The following is a 21,042-nucleotide window of genomic DNA, read 5'->3' as shown; positions in this document are numbered from 1 at the left end:
CACAGGCCCCAATTCATTTCTGGGTACAGTACCTGCTTGACTGGAGAAAACATGAGCGCATTGGAAACACAAGGCCTGGGTATGGTCCCTATGGTCATCGAGCAGTCTGGCCGCGGTGAGCGGTCCTATGACATCTACTCTCGCCTGCTCAAGGAGCGCGTGATCTTCCTGGTGGGGCCGGTGAATGACCAGACCGCCAATTTGGTGGTGGCCCAGTTGCTGTTCCTTGAGAGCGAAAATCCTGACAAGGACATCTCGTTCTACATCAACTCGCCAGGCGGCTCGGTGAGCGCCGGTATGGCGATTTTTGACACCATGAACTTCATCAAGCCCGATGTGTCGACACTGTGCACGGGCATGGCGGCCAGTATGGGGGCCTTCTTGCTGGCTGCTGGCGCCAAGGGTAAGCGTTTTGCGTTGCCTAATTCCAAGGTCATGATCCACCAGCCGCTGGGTGGCATGCAAGGGCAGGCGACAGAAATTGAAATCCACGCCCGTGAGATTCTCAAGACCCGCGAGCAGCTCAACAGCATCCTGGCAGAGCGTACGGGCCAGTCGCTTGAGAAGATCCAGCGCGATACAGAGCGCGACTATTTCCTGTCGGCCGATGAGGCCAAGGAATACGGTCTGGTCGATCAGGTGATCAGCAAGCGCGCCTGAACCCGGTAGGACACTGGGCGGCGTTTTCCCTCGGGGAAGACGCCGTTTTTATTTGGTTATCATCCTGACAACTTTCAGTAACAAGGCGTTGCCCCATGGCCGAGAAAAAAGGCTCTTCCAGCGAAAAAACCCTTTACTGCTCCTTCTGCGGTAAAAGCCAGCACGAAGTCAAAAAGCTGATCGCTGGTCCGTCGGTCTTTATCTGTGACGAGTGCATTGACCTGTGCAATGAGATCATTCGTGATGAGCTGCCTGTGGGCGAGCTGTCCAAGGAGGCTCGCAGCGATCTGCCGACGCCTATCGAGATCAAGACCAATCTGGACAATTACGTGATTGGCCAGGACTTTGCCAAACGCACCTTGGCGGTGGCGGTCTATAACCACTACAAGCGGTTGCGTCACAAGGACAAGGCACTCAAAGACGATGTGGAGCTGTCCAAGAGCAACATCTTGTTGATTGGCCCCACCGGCTCTGGCAAGACTTTGCTGGCCCAAACCCTTGCTCGCATGCTGGACGTGCCTTTTGTGATGGCCGATGCCACCACATTGACCGAGGCGGGTTATGTAGGCGAAGACGTTGAGAACATTGTCCAAAAGCTGCTGCAGAGCTGCAACTACGACGTAGAGCGTGCCCAGCGCGGCATCGTGTACATCGACGAAATTGACAAGATCTCCCGCAAGTCTGACAACCCTTCTATCACCCGTGACGTGTCGGGTGAGGGCGTTCAACAGGCGCTTCTCAAGTTGATCGAAGGCACGATGGCCAGTGTGCCGCCGCAGGGTGGTCGCAAGCATCCGAACCAAGATTTCCTGCAAATCGACACCACCAATATCTTGTTCATCTGTGGCGGTGCATTCGCTGGCCTTGAAAAGGTCATTGAAAATCGTACCGAGGCTTCGGGTATCGGCTTTGGTGCTGCCGTGCGCAGCAAAAAGCAGCGCTCGCTCACTGATGTCTTCCAAGAGATCGAGCCCGAAGATTTGATCAAGTTCGGGATCATCCCTGAGCTGGTGGGGCGTATGCCCGTGGTCACTGCGTTGGCTGAGCTCAGCGAAGATGCGTTGGTTCAGATCCTGACCGAGCCCAAGAATGCGTTGGTCAAGCAATACAGCAAGCTGCTGGGCATGGAGGGCGTTGATCTGGAGATCCGCCCTGCAGCGCTCAAGGCGATTGCCCGCAAGGCATTGGCACGCAAGACGGGTGCTCGTGGCCTGCGCTCTATCCTGGAGCAGTCGCTAATCGGCACCATGTTCGATTTGCCCAATGCGAGCAATGTTGAAAAGGTGGTTGTGGATGAATCCACGATCGAAGAAAACAAGGCACCGCTGCTCGTTTATCGCGAAGCGGCCAAAAAGGCCTGAGATGCCCGGTGCGGGTCACCCATTGGTTACCCCATTAACGATCGCAACCCTTGTGCCAGCGCTGCTGCGCGCAAGGGTTGAAAATCCCCAAATGTGGACCCATCTTCCACAGAGTTAACTGAGGATTTCCATGTCCGGACATACCCCCCTTCCCGCCACACCCATTGAACTGCCGCTGTTGCCGTTGCGCGACGTGGTGGTCTTCCCTCACATGGTGATCCCCTTGTTTGTGGGGCGCCCCAAGAGCATCAAGGCGCTGGAGCTGGCCATGGAGGCCGAGCGCCGCATCATGCTGGTCGCGCAAAAAGCCGCAGCCAAAGATGAGCCTTCCGCCTCTGACATGTTTGATGTCGGTTGTGTCTCTACGATCTTACAGATGCTCAAATTGCCCGATGGCACTGTCAAGGTGCTGGTGGAAGGCCAGCAGCGTGCTTTGGTCGCTTCGATTGAAGATGCGGAAACCCATTTCACTGCAACCGTGACCCCGGTCGAAGCCGTGGCCGAGGCAAGCAAGCCCAGTGAAATCGAGGCTTTGCGCCGTGCGGTGATGCAGCAGTTTGACCAGTACGTCAAACTGAACAAGAAGATTCCCCCAGAAATCCTTACCTCCATTGCCAGCATCGATGACCCAGGTCGTCTGGCAGACACCATCGCTGCGCACTTGCCGCTGAAGTTGGAAAATAAGCAGGTAGTCCTGGACTTGTCGGATGTGAAGTCGCGGCTGGAAAACCTGTTTGAGCAGCTGGACCGCGAAGTCGACATCCTGAATGTCGACAAAAAGATCCGTGGGCGCGTGAAGCGCCAGATGGAAAAGAACCAGCGCGATTTTTATCTCAACGAGCAAGTCAAAGCCATCCAGAAGGAACTGGGCGAGGGTGACGATGGCGCCGACATTGAAGAAATTGAGAAGAAGATCAAGCTCGCCAAGATGTCTGCCGAGGCTCGCAAAAAAGCCGATGCGGAACTCAAGAAGCTCAAACTGATGTCGCCTATGTCGGCCGAGGCGACTGTGGTGCGCAATTACATTGATGTGTTGACTGCGCTGCCATGGGCCAAAAAGACCAAGATCAAGCACGATCTGCTCAATGCCGAAGGTGTTTTGAACGAAGATCACTTTGGCTTGGACAAGGTCAAGGACCGCATTCTTGAATATCTTGCAGTGCAGCAGCGTGTGGACAAGGTTAAGGCCCCCATCCTTTGCTTGGTGGGGCCACCGGGTGTGGGCAAGACCTCGTTGGGCCAGTCGATTGCCAAGGCCACGGGGCGTAAATATGTCCGCATGGCCCTGGGTGGCATGCGTGACGAGGCCGAAATTCGTGGGCACCGCCGCACTTACATCGGTGCGCTGCCCGGCAAGGTGCTTCAGAGTCTTTCGAAGGTGGGAACGCGTAACCCATTGTTCCTGCTTGACGAAATCGACAAGCTGGGGACCGATTTCCGTGGCGATCCCTCCAGCGCGCTGTTAGAGGTGCTGGACCCTGAGCAAAACCATACCTTTGGCGATCACTATGTGGAGGTCGATTTCGATCTGAGCGACGTCATGTTTGTCGCTACGTCCAACTCGATGAACATCCCGCCAGCGTTGCTCGATCGCATGGAGGTCATTCGTTTGTCGGGGTACACCGAGGATGAAAAGACCAACATCGCAATGAAGTACCTGCTGCCCAAGCAGCTCAAGAACAATGGCGTCAAGGACGAAGAGTTGTTGATTACCGAGTCTGCTGTGCGCGACATGGTTCGCTACTACACCCGGGAGGCCGGGGTGCGCTCCTTGGAGCGTGAGCTGTCCAAGATTTGCCGCAAAGTGGTCAAAGGCCTGCAACTCAAAAAGCTCACGCCCCAGGTGGTAGTGACCGAGGACAACCTTCCGGATTTTCTGGGCGTGCGCAAATACAGCTACGGACGTGCTGAGCTGCAAAATCAGGTGGGACAGGTTGTTGGTTTGGCGTGGACGGAGGTCGGTGGTGATTTGCTCACCATTGAAGCGGCGACGATGCCAGGCAAAGGTGTGATCACACGCACTGGGTCGCTGGGTGATGTGATGAAAGAGTCCGTGGAAGCTGCGCGCACCGTAGTGCGTAGCCGGGCCAAATTGTTGGGCATCAAGGACGAGATGTTCGACAAGCGCGACATCCATATCCACGTGCCTGACGGTGCGACGCCAAAGGATGGTCCCAGCGCTGGTGCTGCCATGACCACTGCTTTTGTGTCTGCCTTGACCGGGATTCCTGTGCGTGGAGATGTCGCCATGACCGGTGAGATCACGCTGCGTGGAGAAGTCACGGCGATCGGTGGGCTCAAGGAAAAGTTGCTGGCGGCATTGCGCGGGGGTATCAAGACCGTGCTGATTCCTGAAGAAAACGTGAAGGATCTCCAGGAGATTCCAGAGAACGTGAAAAGCGGGCTGGAAATTGTTCCCGTTAAATGGATCGACAAGGTGCTTGAAGTGGCCTTGGAGCGCAAACCTGTGCCTTTGACGGATGAAGAAGCGGCTGTGGTCCCCGTGTCGGCAGACAAGGGCACTGCTGCGGTTGGCAGTGATTCTTTGAAGCACTGAACATTTTTTCAAAAACAGCCAAAATATGCGCTACAATTCACTTCATCGCAGCAGACGTTGTAGAATGTAAGGCTTCGGTAAATGCGGGAATAGCTCAGTTGGTAGAGCGCAACCTTGCCAAGGTTGAGGTCGAGAGTTCGAGACTCTTTTCCCGCTCCAATTTCCAAAAAAGGGAAGCAAAAGCTTCCCTTTTTTGCCAAGGCAGTAGTTTCTGGCGCGGTAGCAAAGCGGTTATGCCCCGGATTGCAAATCCGGTTAGTCCGGTTCGACTCCGGACCGCGCCTCCAGGATGCAGCTGACTTGCTGAAATAAGCAAAAGCTTGTTTCAGACGGTTGGAAAGTTTTTGATTTTCTTTTGTTGATCAAAAATTTTGTATTATAATTTAAGTCTTGCTGATGCACTGTTGTGTTGAAGGCAAAATGCGGGAATAGCTCAGTTGGTAGAGCGCAACCTTGCCAAGGTTGAGGTCGAGAGTTCGAGACTCTTTTCCCGCTCCAAATTTAAAAGGGAAGCTTAGGCTTCCCTTTTTTCTTGGTGCAGCGTGGCAGCGCTGGTTTTGTAGTCGCTGCGTTGCTCTTGTTCGATGGGGCGTTGCTTAGCGGTGACGTCCGGGTTACGCTGCCATGCAATCGCGCATACGGTAGCTGGCGCCCCGATGGTGAAATTGGTAGACACTGCGGACTTAAAATCCGCCGCTTTCCTGAAAAGGGGCGTGCCGGTTCGACCCCGGCTCGGGGCACCATTACGATTCAATCATGTCAAGTTACAACGCTCCCTTCGAAATCCATGTCCACGGGCAGGTGCAGCTGCGTGCTGATGCCAGTTTTGACCAGCTCCAAGATGCCTTGAAGCCTTTATGGAAATATTCCGGCGCTCGGTCTTTGGCCGACGGCGCTGCAAGTGCTTACGAAGAGGAGCCTGGCATCAAATTCGATGCACAGGAGCATCTTCTGCAAATCTGCTGGACGGTGCGGGGCGATGACGACTTTCGTCAGACTTTGGACGAGATGTGCATGAGCTTGAACGAGCTCTGCGAGATGGGGGCCGCCTTGGAGGTGACCTTCTACGATGCTGAGTTTGAAGAAGATGAAGGCCAAGATGGTGCCGAGTCGCGCGATGACTTCGTGATGCTGTTCGTGGGGCCTACCCCCGCAGCCATCATGCAGGTGCAGCGTGATCTGCTGGTGCAAGATGTGGTGAACATGATGGAGCGCCACTTTGACGGTGCTGAGCTTGGCGGCGTGGTGGCCGAGATCGACAAGTTGTTCACCCAGCGTTTCGATGCGCTGGTCAACTCGCTCGAAATTGGCAAGCCCCCGCGCGGCCCTGGTGGCTCTGGCAGCGGCCACGGCGGCGGCGGTGGCCGTCGCCCACGCCATTTGCACTGAGTCTTGCCCGGGTGGGGGCGGTTCTGCTTCCTCCCGCAGCCCTTTGTCGGCCGATGGCTTCATGTGAACAAGTTGTCGGCTTGCAAAGTGCCCTTCAACGACCCTGTGGTCGCCATATTTCCAATGATCCCTGATTTGCCCTACCTGCGGTCTTACCCTGCAGAGCTTCAAGGCCAGGCGCGTGAGCTGTTGGCCCAAGGGCAACTGGGGTCAGTGTTGCAGCGCAAGTATCCGCAGGCGCACTCTGTGCGCAGTGACAAGGCTTTGTACGACTACGTGCAAGAGCTCAAGTCCCGTTATCTGCGCAACGCAGGTACGGTCAACAAGGTTCTCTTTGACAACAAGATTCACGTAGTGCGGCACGCCCTGGGTTTGCACACGGCGGTGTCGCGCGTGCAGGGCAGCAAACTGGCTGCCAAGCATGAGATCCGTATCGCGTCGATGTTCAAGCAGGCACCAGACGAGTTTTTACGCATGATTGTGGTCCATGAGCTGGCCCACCTGCGTGAAAAAGGGCACGACAAGGCTTTTTACCAACTGTGCGCCCACATGGAGCCGCAATACCACCAGTACGAGTTTGATCTGCGTCTGTACCTCACGCATGTGGAGAACACGGGTACACGGTTGTGGGGTACTGAGTCCGCGTGATTTCTGCTTCGGGGTAGCTATTTGCTATCGATTTAATAGCTGTTTGCGCTTGTATTTCAAGCGCTACCTCCATTTTTTATCACAAATCAGGGAACTGATACGGTGCGACAGCAATGTGCTGGGAGTTGGAGCCAACGCTGGGCGGCGGCCTCCAGCATGCTCACGGGGCCTGTGGTCAGTAGTTGTACCGGGGGGGTTGCATCTGCGGGGGGTTGTGGTTCGCCACCGTCGTCTGATGGCGTTGGTTGGCGCAGCAAGCCTGCGGCCTCCAGCAGGCGCCGTGTCTGGCGCGCCACCGGCTCACCGGTTTCGATGAATCGGACATCGGGCCCCACTAGTGCGCGCAACTCGTGCTCCACAAAAATGTAGTGGGTGCAGCCCAGCACCAGGGTGTCCATCTGCCCGGCGGCGGTGCCAAATGGGCCCATGCCATTCACATAGCGCTCGCAAAGTGCGCCAGTTTCCGTGCTGTTGATGGCGTTGTTGGCCGTAGTCTCCGGTAGTGTCACACCGCGCTCCACAGCGTGTGCCAGGCCATCACAGGGTTGCACCACAAAGTGGGCCTGATCTGCCAGAGAGGCCATCAGCTTCCCGAATTTGGCGCTGCTGAGCGTACCCCGCGTGCCGATCACTCCCACGTGCCCCGTCTTGGTGACTGCAAGAGCTGGCTTGATGGCGGGCTCCAGGCCGACGAGGGGAAGGTCCGGGTGGCTGCTGCGCACTTCATGAATGGCCGCTGCTGTGGCGGTATTGCAGGCCACCACCAGTGCTTTGATATCGTGTTTTTCGCGCAAATATTGAGTGATGGCATGGGTGCGAGCAGCCACAAACGTATCGCCTCGCTCGCCATAGGGGGCGTTGGCGCTGTCGGCCAGGTACACGAACCGCTCGTTGGGCATGGCTGCCAACAGCATGCGCAGCACGCTCAGCCCGCCGACGCCGCTGTCAAATACACCGATGGGGGAAGAGGACTGCGGCATCGTGGAATCAAGCTCTGGCAGTTAGACAAGCCGTGGATTGTAGGAAAGACGGGGCTGCTGCGCTGGTGTGCCGTTTTCAGTCCACGAGTCCGTCGAAAGGATGTGAAAAAACCGCCCGAAGGCGGTTTTGTGGGGGGCGTTCTCAGGGCTCGCAGTGAAGTTGTGCCCCGGCGGCCCAAGGCATCAGGCTGCGGCTACTTCAATGCCCTTGAACTCGCCCGAGGCGATGCGCTTTTGCCATTCGGCTGGGCCCGTGATGTGGGCACTGGTGCCGCCGGCATCCACGGCCACGGTCACGGGCATGTCCACCACGTCAAATTCATAGATGGCTTCCATGCCAAGGTCGGCAAAGCCCACGACCTTGGCGGTCTTGATGGCCTTGCTGACCAAGTAGGCGGCGCCGCCCACGGCCATGAGGTAGGCGCTCTGGTGCTTCTTGATGGCCTCGATGGCGACCGGGCCGCGCTCGGCCTTGCCCACCATGGCGATCAGGCCGGTCTGGGCCAGCATCATCTCGGTGAACCCGTCCATGCGTGTGGCAGTGGTCGGGCCTGCAGGGCCCACGGCCTCGTTCTTCACCGGGTCCACGGGGCCCACGTAGTAAATGATGCGGTTGGTGAAGTCCACGGGCAGCTTCTCGCCCTTGGCCAGCATGTCCTGGATGCGCTTGTGCGCGGCATCGCGGCCGGTCAGCATCTTGCCGTTGAGCAGCAGCGTGTCGCCGGGCTTCCAGCTGGCCACTTCTTCTTTGGTCAGCGTGTCGAGGTTGACCTTCTTGCTCTTGTTGTAGTCGGGCGCCCAGTTCACGTTGGGCCACAGGTCCAGGCTGGGGGGCGTGAGGTACACGGGGCCTGAGCCGTCCATCACGAAATGCGCGTGGCGCGTGGCCGCACAGTTGGGGATCATCGCAATCGGCTTGCTGGCTGCGTGCGTGGGGTACATCTTGATCTTGACGTCCAGCACAGTGGTCAGGCCGCCCAGGCCCTGCGCGCCGATGCCCAGGGCGTTGACCTTTTCAAACAGCTCCAGGCGCAGCTCCTCGACCTTATCGAGTGCGGGGCCGCCGGTCTTGGCGGCTTCGGCCTTGGCCTGCAGTTCGTACATGTCCAGGTCGTCCATCAGGCTTTCCTTGGCCATGAGCACCGCCTTCTCGGCCGTGCCGCCAATACCGATGCCCAGCATGCCGGGCGGGCACCAGCCAGCGCCCATGGTGGGAACAGTCTTGAGCACCCAGTCCACCACGTTGTCGCCGGGGTTGAGCATGTACATCTTGGACTTGTTCTCCGAGCCGCCACCCTTGGCCGCCACGGTGATGTCCACGGTGTTGCCGGGCACGATCTCGGTGAAGATCACGGCGGGGGTGTTGTCCTTGGTGTTTTTGCGTGCGAACTGCGGGTCGGCCACGACCGAGGCGCGCAGCGTGTTGTCAGGGTGGTTGTAGCCACGGCGCACACCTTCGTTGATGGCGTCGTCTAGACTTCCGGTGAAGCCATCCCAGCGCACGTCCATGCCCACTTTCAGGAAGACGTTGACGATGCCGGTGTCCTGGCAGATGGGGCGCTGGCCGGTGGCGCTCATCTTGCTGTTGGTCAGGATCTGCGCAATCGCATCCTTGGCTGCCGGACTCTTTTCACGCTCGTAGGCGCGGGCCAGGTGGGCGATGTAGTCGGTGGGGTGGTAGTAGCTGATGTACTGCAGTGCGCCGGCAATGGATTCGATCAGGTCTTCTTGGCGAATGGATGTCGTGGTCATGGCTGGAAGTTTGTGGGGATGAAATCGACAGCCTTCGATTATCCCTCTGCGGGCTTGCGTGGTTCTGTCAGGGTTGTCTGGTGGCCTTGGGGGCTGCTTTGAGCCGCGGGCTTGTGTGCCATGCATTGGACTGGTTATGCTGGGTACCGTCCTTTACTAGCAAGCCAGGATCACGCACATGACACTGCACAACGGCAAAGCATCGGCCTACCGCACGGAACGCGACACTTTTGGCCCCATCGACGTGCCTGCACGGCGGTTGTGGGGGGCGCAAACCCAACGCTCATTGCAGCACTTTGCCATCTCGGGCGAGCGCATGGCCCCTGAGCTCATCCGGGCGCTGGCCCAGGTCAAGCGTGCAAGTGCGTATGTGAACCATAGCTTGGGTTTGCTGGATGCCACACGCACCACGGCCATCGTGGCGGCGTGCGATGAAGTGATGGCCGGTGCGCACGAAGAGGAGTTTCCGCTGGTGGTGTGGCAAACCGGGTCGGGCACCCAGACCAACATGAACATGAATGAGGTGCTTGCCAACCGGGCGAGCGAGTTGCTCAGCGGCCCGCGTGGGGAAGGGCGGCTGGTGCACCCCAACGACGATGTGAACAAGAGCCAGTCGAGCAACGACGTTTTCCCTACCGCGATGCACCTGGCTGCAGTGGATGCACTGATTCACAAATTGCTACCAGCCCTGCATGCGCTGCGCATGACGTTGGCCGCCAAGGCCGAGGCGTTTGCGGACATCGTGAAAATTGGTCGCACGCACTTGCAGGATGCAACCCCGCTCACATTGGGGCAAGAGGTGTCGGGATGGGTGGCGCAGCTGGAGCATTCCGAGCGCCATGTTCGCGCGGCGCTGCCCCATTTGTGTGAGCTGGCCTTGGGCGGCACGGCCGTGGGTACTGGCTTGAATGCCCCCGCAGGCTACGCGCAGGCGGTGGCCAAAGAGCTGGCTGACTTGACCGGGTTGAACCTGGTGACGGCCCCCAACAAGTTTGAAGCCCTGGCCAGCTGCGACGCGCTGGTGCAGGCCCATGGTGCGCTGAAGGGGCTAGCGGCCAGCCTGATGAAGATTGCCAATGACGTGCGTTGGCTGGCCAGTGGTCCGCGCAGCGGGCTGGGCGAGATATCCATCCCCGAAAACGAGCCGGGTTCATCCATCATGCCGGGCAAGGTGAACCCGACGCAGTGCGAGGCCTTGACCATGCTCTGCGCTCAGGTCATGGGCAACGATGTGGCGGTTGGGGTGGGCGGGGCATCGGGCAATTTCGAGCTCAATGTGTTCCGTCCCATGGTGATCCACAACTTTTTGCAGAGTGTTCGCCTGCTGGCCGACGGCATGGTCAGTTTTGACAAGCATTGCGCCTGCGGCATAGAGCCTAACCATGAGCGGATAGAAGCGTTGGTCGAGCAGTCGCTGATGCTGGTGACTGCGCTTAACCCCCACATCGGTTACGACAAGGCCGCAGCCATTGCCAAGGCGGCGCACAAGGACGGAATCAGCTTGCGAGAGGCCGCGCTGGCCTCCGGCTATGTCACGGCCCAGGAGTTTGATGCCTGGGTGGTGCCGCGCAGCATGGTGTGACGTATCGGGTCGGCTGCTGGCTTGGTCAGCATGCATGCCTTCCCGAAAGCAAAGTTGGACGAGCTGTCAGTGCTTATCGCCGGAGTGGGACATCAAGCGATCCGTCCACGCAATGGCCAAGGCGCTCAACAAAAATGCCACATGGATGATGGTTTGCCACATCAGTACCTTGAGGTCATAGTTGGCCGCGTTGATGAAGGTCTTGAGCAGGTGGATGGAGCTGATACCGATGATCGCCGTGGCCAACTTCACTTTGAGCACCGAGGCGTTCACGTGGCTCAGCCATTCGGGCTGGTCTGGATGCTCTTCCAGGTGCAAGCGCGATACGAAAGTTTCGTAGCCACCCACAATCACCATGATGAGCAGGTTGGAGATCATCACCACGTCAATCAGCGCCAGTACCACCAGCATGATGATGGTTTCGTTGAGCGCCGTGACCTCAAAGTCACTCTTGTAGCCAATGCTGGTGACCAGTTGCTTGAGGGCAGCGGTGTTGCCAAAGGCGGCTTCCACCAGGTGGACCAGTTCCACCCAGAAATGGAAGACATACACCGCCTGCGCCAGAATCAATCCCAGGTACAGGGGCAGCTGTAGCCAGCGGCTGGCAAAAATAATGGAAGCTAGGGGGCGCAATGGCGCGTTATTTTTTGGCTTTTGGGTGGACATGCTTGCCTGCGTAGGGTGAAGGAAGAAACCGCGCGATTCTAGGGGCGAGCCGTGACAGCCCTCACAACCAAGGGCTAACCCCAACCCGGATCTGCCCTGGCAAGTCAGTAGCATGTAAGTGCCGCAGAAGACAGTAGCTGCCAATTCTTATTCCAATGACCCAGGAGACAACACCATGAGTGCATCAACATCCGCGATCGAGTCTGTGTTGGTTGAAAACCGCGTGTTTCCACCGTCCGACGTCATCGTCAAGGCGGCGCGCATTTCCGGCATGGCCGGTTATGAGGCGCTGTGCAAAGAAGCCGAAACCGATTTCGAAGGCTTCTGGGCCAAGCAGGCGCGTGCCAATGTGCAGTGGTCAAAGCCTTTCACCCGCACGCTGGACGAGTCCAATGCCCCGTTCTTCCGCTGGTTTGACGATGGCGAGTTAAACGCCAGCGCCAATTGCCTGGACAAGCACATTGGCACGCCCACGGAAAATAAGACGGCCATCGTCTTCGAAGCCGATGACGGCACCGTCACCAAGATCACCTACAAAGAGCTACTGGCCCGCGTGAGCCAGTTCGCCAACGCGCTCAAGGCCCATGGCGTAGCCAAGGGCGACCGCGTGCTGATCTACATGCCCATGACCATCGAGGGCGTGATCGCCATGCAGGCCTGCGCCCGCATCGGTGCTACGCACAGTGTGGTGTTTGGCGGCTTCAGCGCCAAGGCCGTGCACGAGCGCATCATCGACGCTGGTGCCGTGGCTGTCATCACCGCCAACTACCAGATGCGTGGTGGCAAGGAACTGCCCCTCAAATCCATCATCGACGAAGCCCTGGCCATGGGCGGCTGCGACACCATTCGCAATGTGTTTGTGTACCAGCGCACGGCCACGGCCTGCAACATGGTGGCCGGGCGCGACAAGACCTTTGCCGAAGCACTGGCAGGACAAAGCACCGAATGTGCCCCTGTGGCTGTGGGGGCTGAGCACCCGCTGTTCATCCTCTACACCAGCGGCTCCACCGGCAAGCCCAAGGGCGTGCAGCACAGCACCGGCGGCTACCTGCTGTGGGCCAAGATGACCATGGACTGGACGTTTGACCTGCGTGCGGACGACGTGTTCTGGTGCACGGCCGACATCGGCTGGATCACAGGCCACACCTACGTCGCCTACGGCCCGCTGGCGGCAGGCGCCACGCAGATCATCTTTGAAGGCATTCCCACCTTCCCGAACGCGGGCCGCTTCTGGCAGATGATCGAGCGCCACAAGTGCACCATCTTCTACACCGCCCCTACGGCCATTCGCTCGCTCATCAAAGCGGCCGAAGCCGACGAGGCAGTGCACCCTGCGCGCTCTGATCTGTCGAGCCTGCGCATTCTGGGTAGCGTTGGCGAACCCATCAACCCCGAAGCCTGGATGTGGTACCACAAGAACGTCGGCGGCGAGCGTTGCCCCATCGTGGACACCTTCTGGCAGACCGAGACCGGTGGGCACGTCATCACCCCGCTGCCTGGTGCCACGCCCCTGGTGCCCGGCAGCTGTACGTTGCCTCTGCCGGGCATCACCGCCGCCATCGTGGACGAAATGGGGAACGACATTCCCAATGGGACGGGCGGTATTTTGGTAATCAAGCGCCCCTGGCCCAGCATGATCCGCACGATCTGGAACGACCCCGAGCGCTTCAAAAAGAGCTACTTCCCCGAAGAACTCAAGGGCTACTATCTGGCGGGTGATGGCGCGGTGCGCAGTGCGGACCGCGGCTACTTCCGCATCACCGGCCGCATCGACGACGTGCTGAACGTGTCGGGCCACCGCATGGGCACGATGGAGATCGAATCGGCCTTGGTGTCCAAGACCGACCTGGTGGCCGAAGCCGCCGTGGTGGGCCGTCCCGACGACGTGACCGGCGAGGCCATCTGCGCGTTTGTGGTGCTCAAGCGCTCGCGCCCTACGGGCGAAGAGGCCAAGCAGATCGCCAACGAACTGCGCAACTGGGTGGCCAAGGAGATTGGTCCCATCGCCAAGCCCAAGGACATCCGTTTCGGCGACAACCTGCCCAAGACCCGCAGCGGCAAGATCATGCGCCGCCTGCTGCGCAGCATTGCCAAGGGCGAGGCGATCACGCAGGACACCAGCACGCTGGAAAACCCCGCAATTCTGGATCAATTGGCCAAGGCCAATTGATCCAGGAGGCGCCGTACAACGGCGCCAGCGCGCAGCGCTTGCGGAGCTTGGGGCACTCATATCGCGCAGCGATGTGACGTGACCACAAAACTCGGGCCGATCACTTACCGCCGGTAATCGAAGTCAAGCCCAGCTGATCCAGAGGGCTCCGTCTATGCCGCGCCAGCGCGCAGCGCTCGCAGGGTTTGTGGACACCTGTGGCCACAGCATCCCGCCATCCTGGACCAACTGTTGCAGACCAACTGACCGCGGGGTCACACCCTTTAAAAAGCGCCTGAGCATCAGGCGCTTTTTTTATGCCCTTGGCAGATACATTGCTTTGCCAAGACCAGCCCGCAGGCACGGTAGGATGCCCCGATCAAGCCCGCCCGCCAGCGTGGAGTCATCCGCGCAAACCAAGTCTTCGCATTGGCAAAAATCATGTGAAAGTGTTTTGGCTCTCTGTGCCGGGCGGCGTGCAACCATGCGCCATGGCCTGTCATACCCGCGGGGGGGGGGGCGGCAGGCACACTTCTCGCATTGAAAGGACTTACCGTGAAAATGCTTTCTACCGTGCTGCTCTTCATCATCGTGGCCATTACCAGTCTGGCAGCGCTCAACTGGGAGGCTCTCTCGGTCGTTTCTGCCGTGTCTGTGGGGTTGACCACTTTCGATGCCCCGCTGGGCTTGCTCATGCTGGGGCTGACCTCGTTGCTGGGTGTGCTGCTGGTGGCGTACGTCCTATCGCTTCAGGGCTCGGTATTGCTGGAGACCCGCCGCCACACCAAAGAGATGCAGGCGCAGCGTGAACTGGCTGACAAGGCGGAAGCCTCTCGGTTTACCGAGTTGCGTGCGTTTTTAGAAAACCAGCACTCACAAGGGCACACCACTGTGATGGCACGGCTCGACAGCCTGGAAACCCGCTTGGCCGCGCGTGCGCAAGAGTCGGACAACACCACTGCGGCTTATGTGGGACAACTGGAGCAGCGCTTGGTTGGCGGGCCAGGCGCGACGGAGTAAACGGGCGCTGGCCAAAAGCACACGGCCTGCAAAGCAAAAAGCCGCACAACCTTGATGGTGTGCGGCTTTTTGCTGCGTGGGGCAAGCCCCACGGCAGGACCACAGGGCTTACTTCTGTGTCAGAACCCAGGCAGCCAGCTTCTTGGCCTCTGCTTCATTGACTTGGGCGTTGGCGGGCATGGGCACGGGGCCCCACACGCCAGAGCCACCCTTGATGATCTTGGCGGCCAACTTGTCTGCAGCGTCTTTTTGACCAGCGTACTTGGCGGCGACATCTTTGTAGGAAGGACCCACCAGCTTCTTGTCGACCGCATGACAAGCCATGCAGTTCTTGGAAGTGGCCAGGGCTTGGTCGGCCATGGCGGGGGCTGCAACGGCAAGCGTCATGGCGATGGTGATCAGGGCACGTTTCATGGTGGGTTTTCCTGTGGTTGGGTTACAGTTCTTTCAACGCGATTGTAGTGACGTGGGTTGACCAAAATTTGTCTTCGGTCAAGGAACGCAAATCGCATCTTTTGGGGGAGCTTGCTATGTATCTTTTAGGCGTTTCGCTGCTGCTGCTGTTACTCAAGTATCTGGAGATCGGGCCCGTAGCCACCTGGTCCTGGTGGGTGATTGTGGGTTCTTTCGGCGCTACTGCGGCGTGGTGGTGGTGGGCCGATGCCACAGGCTACACCAAGCGCAAAGCCATGGAAAAAATGGACGAGCGCAAGAAAGACCGCATCAATAAAAACAAAGAAGCCCTGGGCATGCGTCCGCGCAAGCCCAGGTAATTCGACAAGGGCAGGGGCTGGCGCGCTCAGCCCCTGCGCCTGAAACACCCAAAGGCTCAGGGTTAGCGATCGCCCCTGCCGCCGGTGCTGTTGGTTGTGCTGGAGGATAATTCGCCCGCCGCCTTCTGGCCCTGGCTTCCTCCTACAAACACTTCAACCGACATCACGATGCCCGCTTACCGCTCCAAAACCTCCACCGCTGGTCGCAACATGGCTGGTGCCCGCTCGCTGTGGCGTGCCACCGGCATGAAGGACGACGACTTCAGCAAGCCGATCATTGCGGTGGTCAACTCGTTCACCCAGTTTGTGCCCGGCCACGTTCACCTCAAGGACCTGGGCCAGCTGGTGGCGCGAGAGATCGAGGCGGCAGGCGGTGTGGCCAAAGAGTTCAACACCATCGCCGTGGACGACGGCATTGCCATGGGCCATGACGGCATGCTGTACTCGCTGCCCAGCCGCGACATCATTGCCGACTCGGTGGAATACATGGTCAACGCGCACTGTGCCGATGCCATGGTGTGCATCTCCAACTGCGACAAGATCACCCCCGGCATGCTGATGGCCGCGATGCGGTTGAACATCCCTGTGGTGTTCGTCTCGGGTGGCCCCATGGAAGCCGGCAAGGTCAAGCTGCTCAACCCCACAACCCAGAAGATCGAGTTCAAGAAGCTCGACCTGATCGACGCCATGGTGATGGCGGCGGACGACAAGGTGAGCGACGAGGATGTGGCCGAAGTGGAGCGCTCCGCGTGCCCCACCTGCGGTTCCTGCTCTGGCATGTTCACCGCCAACTCCATGAACTGCCTGACCGAAGCGCTGGGCTTGTCCCTGCCTGGCAATGGCACCGTGGTGGCTACGCATGCCGACCGCGAGCAACTGTTCAAGCGCGCCGGTCACCTGGTGGTAGAGCTGTGCAAGCGCTACTACGAAGAAGATGACAGCAGCATCCTGCCGCGCTCCATGGGCTTCAAGGCGTTTGAGAATGCGATTGCATTGGATATCGCCATGGGCGGCTCCACCAACACCATCCTGCACATTCTCGCCATTGCGCAAGAGGCCGAAATCGACTTCACGATGGCCGACATTGACCGCATGTCCAAGATCGTGCCGCAGCTGTGCAAGGTCGCTCCCAACACCAACAAGTACCACATTGAAGACGTACACCGCGCGGGCGGCATCATGGGTATTTTGGGCGAGCTGGACCGTGCTGGCCGCTTGCACACCGACTTGGCTACCGTGCACAGCAAGACCATGAAAGACGCGCTGGACCAGTGGGACATTGCCCGTAACCCGTCTGACGCGGTCAAGACCTTCTACATGGCCGGCCCCGGCGGCATTCCTACGCAAGTCGCATTCAGCCAAGCCGCACGCTGGCCCAGCTTGGACACAGACCGCTCTGAGGGCTGCATCCGCTCGATCGAGCATGCCTTCAGCAAAGAAGGCGGCTTGGCCGTGCTGGTCGGCAACATCGCACTGAACGGTTGCGTTGTCAAAACAGCGGGTGTGGATGACAGCCTGCTCGTGTTTGAAGGGCCGGCCCATGTGGTGGAGTCGCAGGACGAAGCCGTGGCCAACATCCTGGCCGACAAGGTCAAGGCGGGCGACGTGGTCATCGTGCGCTACGAAGGCCCCAAGGGCGGCCCTGGCATGCAAGAAATGCTGTACCCCACCAGCTACATCAAGTCCAAGGGCCTGGGCAAAGCCTGCGCTTTGCTGACCGATGGCCGCTTCTCGGGCGGTACTTCGGGCTTGTCCATCGGACACGCTTCTCCAGAAGCCGCAGCCGGTGGCGCCATCGGCCTGGTCCGCAATGGCGACCGCATCCGCATCGATATTCCCAATCGCAGCATCAACGTGCTGGTGTCTGACGAAGAGCTGGCAGCGCGGCGTGTGGAGCAGGACAAGCTGGGCTGGAAGCCTGCGCAGCCCCGCCCTCGCAAGGTGTCTGCCGCGCTCAAGGCCTATGCCAAGCTGGTCATGTCGGCCGACAAGGGTGCTGTGCGCGATCTGTCGTTGCTCGACGACTAAGACGCCCCGTTCACGCGACGCCCCGCTGCTGTACTACGGCACCCCGCGCTGTCGGGGCCGCAGCCTTCAGTGGGGCAGGGCAAAAAAACCGCCAAGCATTGCTGTTTGGCGGCTTTTTACATTGAATTGCTATATTTTTGATAGCTGCTAGCGCATGATTTACTTGCGCTGGAGGCCTGTTGGGCTCATTTTTTTGCCCGCAGGGTCCTGCATTGGGTCTCGCCCCGTGCTGTTCAGGCCGCTGGCCGTGACTGGCTTTGCAGATAGTTCGGCAAGCCCATTTTCTCGATCAGGCCCAGTTGCTTTTCCAGCCAGTAGGCGTGGTCTTCTTCGGTATCGCGCAGCTGGGCCAGCAGCAGGTCGCGGCTCACGTAGTCGCGCACGCTTTCGCACAGCTCCATGCCTTTTTGCAGGGCATCGCGCACTTCGTATTCCACGGTCAGGTCCTTTTGCAGCATCTCCACCACCGTGGTGCCGTGCGTGAACGGGTGGGGCCGCATGTCAGGCATGCCGCCCAAAAAGAGGATGCGGCGCAGCAGCGCATCGGCGTGCTGGGTTTCTTCTTGCATTTCATGGTCCAGGCGGGTGTACATCTTCACCAGTCCCTGGTCTTCGTAAATGCGAGAGTGGATGAAATACTGATCGCGCGCCGCCAGCTCGCCGCGCAGCAGGTTTTTGAAATATTCGATGACTTGTGGGTTTCCCTGCATGGTGCATTCCGTTCTTCTGAGGCGAGGAGTATCGCGCCCCCGGCACGGGTTCTGGGTCATAACCCCGTATGTCACTTTGCATGCGAACCGTCATCATTTGCGCTTGCGTTGGACACCCCCTTCGCCGTCCAGTGGGATGGGCGAAGGGACTTTGCGGTGCCTCTTTTTACGGGCTTAGAAGTCGATGGCGGCCGACAGCATCAGCGTGCGCGGCGCGCCCACCGTGACGTAGCCCGAGGCCGTCACCCAATAGGCCTTGTCGGCCACGTTTTCCAGGTTGGCACGGAACACCACGGCTTTGCCTGCCAGCTTGGTGGCGTAGCGCGCGCCAATGTCCAGGCGCGTCCAGGCGGGCATGCGCAAGGTGTTGGCCGCGTCGTAGTACATGGACGAGGTGTTGATCACCCGGCCGTTCAGGCTCAGGCCCTGCACCCAGGGGGTGTCCCAGTCCAGGCCCAGGTTGAAGGTGTGGTCGGGCACGCCGGTGGCATCCTTGCCTTGGTTCACGCCGCCCTGGGTTTTAGACATCTTGGCATCGTTGAATGAGGCACTGGCCATGGCCCTCAGACCGCGCTGGATTTCGCCATACGCCGTCAGCTCCAGGCCCCGGTTGCGCTGTTCGCCGCCGTAGCTGTAGAGGTTGGTGATGGGGTCGGTCAACGCATTGGGCTTGGTGATCTGGTACAGGGCCGCCTGGGTGGTCAGGCTGCCCCAGTCGGCCTTCACGCCCACTTCGTATTGCTTGGTTTTTTGCGGTGCAAACACCTCGCCCCGGTTGGCGGTGCTGGCGCCCGCAATGCCGCCAGCAGCCAGGCCCGCCGTGTAGTTGCCATACACCGAGATGTTCTTTTGCGGCTTAAGCACCAGCCCCACCAGCGGCGTCACGGTGCTGGCCTTGTAGGGGGTGGAGCCGTTCACGCTCTTTTGGTGGATGGTCTGGTCGCGCACGCCCAACGTGGCCAAAAAACGGTTGTTAAAGAACGCCAGGGTGTCGGCCACGGCCAGGCTGGACTGCGCCAGGTCGGCCGTTTTGCTGGGCGCGCCGCGTGCGAAGTCAATGGCCGGCAGCGGGGCGGGGCGGTAGATGTTGGAGGCCACCGTGGCGGAGGTCAGGCGGTAAAAGTACCCGCTTTCGCGCGCCATGGTGTTGGCCGACACCACCAGCGTGTGGCCCACATCGCCCGTTTGAAAGCGCGTGCGCAGGCCCACATCGGCCGAAGTGGTTTTGTTGTATTCGTCGTAGTAGCCATTGGCCACGGTGAAGTTGCCCAGCGCATCGATGCGACGCGTGGCGGTGGGGAAGTTCTGGTTGCTCGTCACGTCGCTGTAGCCCACGGCGCCATAGGCCGTGGTGCGGTCGTTGATGTCGTATTCCAGGCGCGAGATCACGGTCTTGGCCTTGTCTGTCAGCTCGGTGCCGGGGTACAGCGTGGTGCGGTTGTCAGGCACCGCAGGCACCTGGGTGATGCCCGCCAGGAAGGCGCTTTGCGCACGGAATTCGGTCGTCTTGCCGCTGCTGGTCAGCGCGTCCATCGACCAGCGCAGGCCCGCCCCGGCGTAGTCCAGCCCCAATGCCGCCAGCCCCACACGCTGGCGGCCGCCGTCGATGTTGCCTTCGCCATTGCGCCATACCCCGTTGGCGCGCACGCCCCACTGGTTGTCTTCGCCAAAGCGGCGGCCCACGTCCAGGTGGGTGCCCAGCTGGGCCTTGCCCATGTAGGTGGTGGTCAGTCGCGTCAGCGGCACATCGCTGGCGCGCTTGGTCACCACGTTGATGCTGCCGCCCACGCTGCCATTGGGACCGACGCCGTTGGTGAGCGAGCCGGGGCCCTTGAGCACTTCCACGCGCTCGATCATCTCCAGCGGGATGCGGGTGGAGGGCGTCAGGCCAAACAGACCGTTCATGCTGGTGTCGCGGGGCGATACCGCAAAGCCGCGGATCTGAAAGTCATCGCCATAGCCTCCCCGGGCCTGCAGCGTGCGCACCGAGGCGTCGCTCATCACCACGTCCGACACCGTCAGGCCTTGCTGGTTTTCGATCAGCTCGGCCGTGTAGTTGGTGGTGCTGAAGGGCACGTTCATCAAATCCGTCTTGCCCAAAATGCCCAGGTCGCCCCCGCGCGCAAATTGGCCGCCCGAGTAGGTCTTTTGCAGGCCGCCAATGGCCTCTGCCTCTTCCGACACCAGCACTTCTGCCAGCGCTGTTTTTTGCACGGCGGCCCCTGTGCTGCGCAACGCGTAGGCACCGTTGCCCTCGCGCACGGCGCGCCAGCCGGTGCCTTCCAGCGCCTTGGCAAAGCCTGCGTCCACGCCATAGCTGCCTTGCAGCCCGCCTGAGCGGGCACCGCCCAGCTGCGCGGCATCGAAGGCCAGGGTCACGCCTGCAGCGTGGGCGTACTGCGCCAGCACCTGGGCCAGCGGGCCTGCTTCAATCGCAAAGGACTTGGCAGCGGCCGGTGCGCCCGTGGCTTCTGCTGGGGCTGCAGTGCCCTGCGCGTAGGCCAGGGGCGTGAGCAGCGCGGCCGCGCTCAGCGCCGCAATGCGGGCCGCCCGGGCCATGGGGTGCAGGGCAAAGTGGGGGTGGGCGGCGTGGCCGCCGTTCATTCGGGTGCGGGACATGGAGATTCCTCGGTTCGGTTGGATGGAAAAAGTTCGCTTCACTGGTATGCCGAACGAGAGGCTCCGATCATGCAAAGGTTGTTACAAATTAAAGGCAAAAAGTCAGGCGGATCGCTCCATAGATCATGGGTGTTTTAGGCCGCCAGCG

16 protein-coding genes and 4 tRNA genes are annotated in these 21,042 nt (G+C 59.9%); 14 read left to right on the top strand and 6 right to left on the bottom strand.

Features of this window, described 5'->3' with window-relative positions; all coding sequences use genetic code 11:
• The first annotated feature begins 51 nt into the window (after window positions 1-51).
• From clpP to C8C98_RS21275, 9 genes are all read left to right on the top strand, one after another.
• Window positions 52-660, top strand: a complete 609-nt coding sequence (gene clpP / locus C8C98_RS21315; RefSeq protein WP_099655891.1) for an ATP-dependent Clp endopeptidase proteolytic subunit ClpP — start codon at window positions 52-54, stop codon at window positions 658-660.
• Window positions 661-755: 95 nt separating this feature from the next.
• Window positions 756-2,021, top strand: a complete 1,266-nt coding sequence (clpX, locus tag C8C98_RS21310) for an ATP-dependent Clp protease ATP-binding subunit ClpX (RefSeq protein ID WP_121455899.1) — start codon at window positions 756-758, stop codon at window positions 2,019-2,021.
• 130 nt (window positions 2,022-2,151) lie between these two features.
• Entirely contained in the window at window positions 2,152-4,578 is a 2,427-nt protein-coding gene (lon, locus tag C8C98_RS21305) for an endopeptidase La (RefSeq protein ID WP_121455898.1), read from the top strand.
• Between the two features lie 83 nt (window positions 4,579-4,661).
• Window positions 4,662-4,737: transfer RNA gene (locus C8C98_RS21300), tRNA-Gly, on the top strand.
• Window positions 4,738-4,791: 54 nt separating this feature from the next.
• Window positions 4,792-4,865, top strand: a tRNA-Cys gene (locus tag C8C98_RS21295).
• A gap of 135 nt (window positions 4,866-5,000) precedes the next feature.
• Window positions 5,001-5,076 (top strand) — tRNA-Gly (locus C8C98_RS21290).
• Window positions 5,077-5,228: 152 nt separating this feature from the next.
• Window positions 5,229-5,321, top strand: a tRNA-Leu gene (locus C8C98_RS21285).
• Window positions 5,322-5,334: 13 nt separating this feature from the next.
• Entirely contained in the window at window positions 5,335-5,967 is a 633-nt protein-coding gene (locus C8C98_RS21280; protein ID WP_121455897.1) for a DUF6806 family protein, read from the top strand.
• A 123-nt stretch (window positions 5,968-6,090) separates the two neighbouring features.
• Window positions 6,091-6,615, top strand: a complete 525-nt coding sequence (locus tag C8C98_RS21275; RefSeq protein WP_121456442.1) for a M48 family metallopeptidase — start codon at window positions 6,091-6,093, stop codon at window positions 6,613-6,615.
• Between the two features lie 86 nt (window positions 6,616-6,701).
• Here the strand turns inward: C8C98_RS21275 and murI are convergent, their stop codons facing one another.
• Together murI and C8C98_RS21265 are read right to left on the bottom strand one after the other, a co-directional pair.
• A complete protein-coding gene (gene murI / locus C8C98_RS21270) occupies window positions 6,702-7,595 on the bottom strand; it encodes a glutamate racemase (protein ID WP_121455896.1) in 894 nt (297 codons plus the stop codon).
• A 183-nt stretch (window positions 7,596-7,778) separates the two neighbouring features.
• Window positions 7,779-9,347, bottom strand: coding sequence for a fumarate hydratase (locus C8C98_RS21265; protein WP_121455895.1), 1,569 nt, complete (start codon window positions 9,345-9,347; stop codon window positions 7,779-7,781).
• A 178-nt stretch (window positions 9,348-9,525) separates the two neighbouring features.
• Between C8C98_RS21265 and fumC the strand changes: the two genes are divergently transcribed.
• The gene (gene fumC, locus C8C98_RS21260) at window positions 9,526-10,929 is read left to right on the top strand and encodes a class II fumarate hydratase (protein ID WP_121455894.1); all 1,404 of its coding nucleotides are present in this window, start codon (window positions 9,526-9,528) and stop codon (window positions 10,927-10,929) included.
• 66 nt (window positions 10,930-10,995) lie between these two features.
• Here the strand turns inward: fumC and C8C98_RS21255 are convergent, their stop codons facing one another.
• Window positions 10,996-11,595, bottom strand: coding sequence for a TIGR00645 family protein (locus C8C98_RS21255; RefSeq protein ID WP_121455893.1), 600 nt, complete (start codon window positions 11,593-11,595; stop codon window positions 10,996-10,998).
• A gap of 175 nt (window positions 11,596-11,770) precedes the next feature.
• On the opposite strand from C8C98_RS21255, the gene acs reads away from it, so the two are divergent.
• Window positions 11,771-13,765, top strand: coding sequence for an acetate--CoA ligase (acs, locus tag C8C98_RS21250; RefSeq protein WP_121455892.1), 1,995 nt, complete (start codon window positions 11,771-11,773; stop codon window positions 13,763-13,765).
• A 540-nt stretch (window positions 13,766-14,305) separates the two neighbouring features.
• Window positions 14,306-14,764, top strand: coding sequence for a LapA family protein (locus tag C8C98_RS21245; RefSeq protein ID WP_370450453.1), 459 nt, complete (start codon window positions 14,306-14,308; stop codon window positions 14,762-14,764).
• 108 nt (window positions 14,765-14,872) lie between these two features.
• On the opposite strand, the gene C8C98_RS21240 is transcribed toward C8C98_RS21245, so the two are convergent.
• On the bottom strand, window positions 14,873-15,178 hold the full coding sequence (locus C8C98_RS21240; protein WP_121455890.1) for a c-type cytochrome: 306 nt from the start codon (window positions 15,176-15,178) through the stop codon (window positions 14,873-14,875).
• 116 nt (window positions 15,179-15,294) lie between these two features.
• Here C8C98_RS21240 and C8C98_RS21235 point away from each other — a divergent pair, with 116 nt between their 5' ends.
• Together C8C98_RS21235 and ilvD are read left to right on the top strand one after the other, a co-directional pair.
• Window positions 15,295-15,537, top strand: coding sequence for a TIGR04438 family Trp-rich protein (locus C8C98_RS21235; protein ID WP_121455889.1), 243 nt, complete (start codon window positions 15,295-15,297; stop codon window positions 15,535-15,537).
• A 168-nt stretch (window positions 15,538-15,705) separates the two neighbouring features.
• Window positions 15,706-17,565 (top strand): dihydroxy-acid dehydratase, encoded by a 1,860-nt coding sequence (gene ilvD / locus C8C98_RS21230; protein ID WP_121455888.1) that lies wholly within the window; start codon window positions 15,706-15,708, stop codon window positions 17,563-17,565.
• 233 nt (window positions 17,566-17,798) lie between these two features.
• On the opposite strand, the gene bfr is transcribed toward ilvD, so the two are convergent.
• Both bfr and C8C98_RS21220 read right to left on the bottom strand, forming a co-directional pair.
• Window positions 17,799-18,275: a bacterioferritin gene (gene bfr / locus C8C98_RS21225; RefSeq protein ID WP_121455887.1), complete on the bottom strand. Its 477-nt coding sequence runs from the start codon at window positions 18,273-18,275 to the stop codon at window positions 17,799-17,801.
• Between the two features lie 174 nt (window positions 18,276-18,449).
• Window positions 18,450-20,894 carry a TonB-dependent receptor gene (locus C8C98_RS21220; RefSeq protein WP_233574633.1) on the bottom strand — a complete coding sequence of 815 codons (2,445 nt, stop codon included), beginning with the start codon at window positions 20,892-20,894 and terminating at the stop codon, window positions 18,450-18,452.
• Window positions 20,895-21,042 lie beyond the last annotated feature (148 nt).

This window comes from Acidovorax sp. 106 (genome assembly GCF_003663825.1).
Lineage (GTDB): Bacteria > Pseudomonadota > Gammaproteobacteria > Burkholderiales > Burkholderiaceae_C > Acidovorax.
This window is presented reverse-complemented; position numbering and strand designations above follow the sequence as displayed.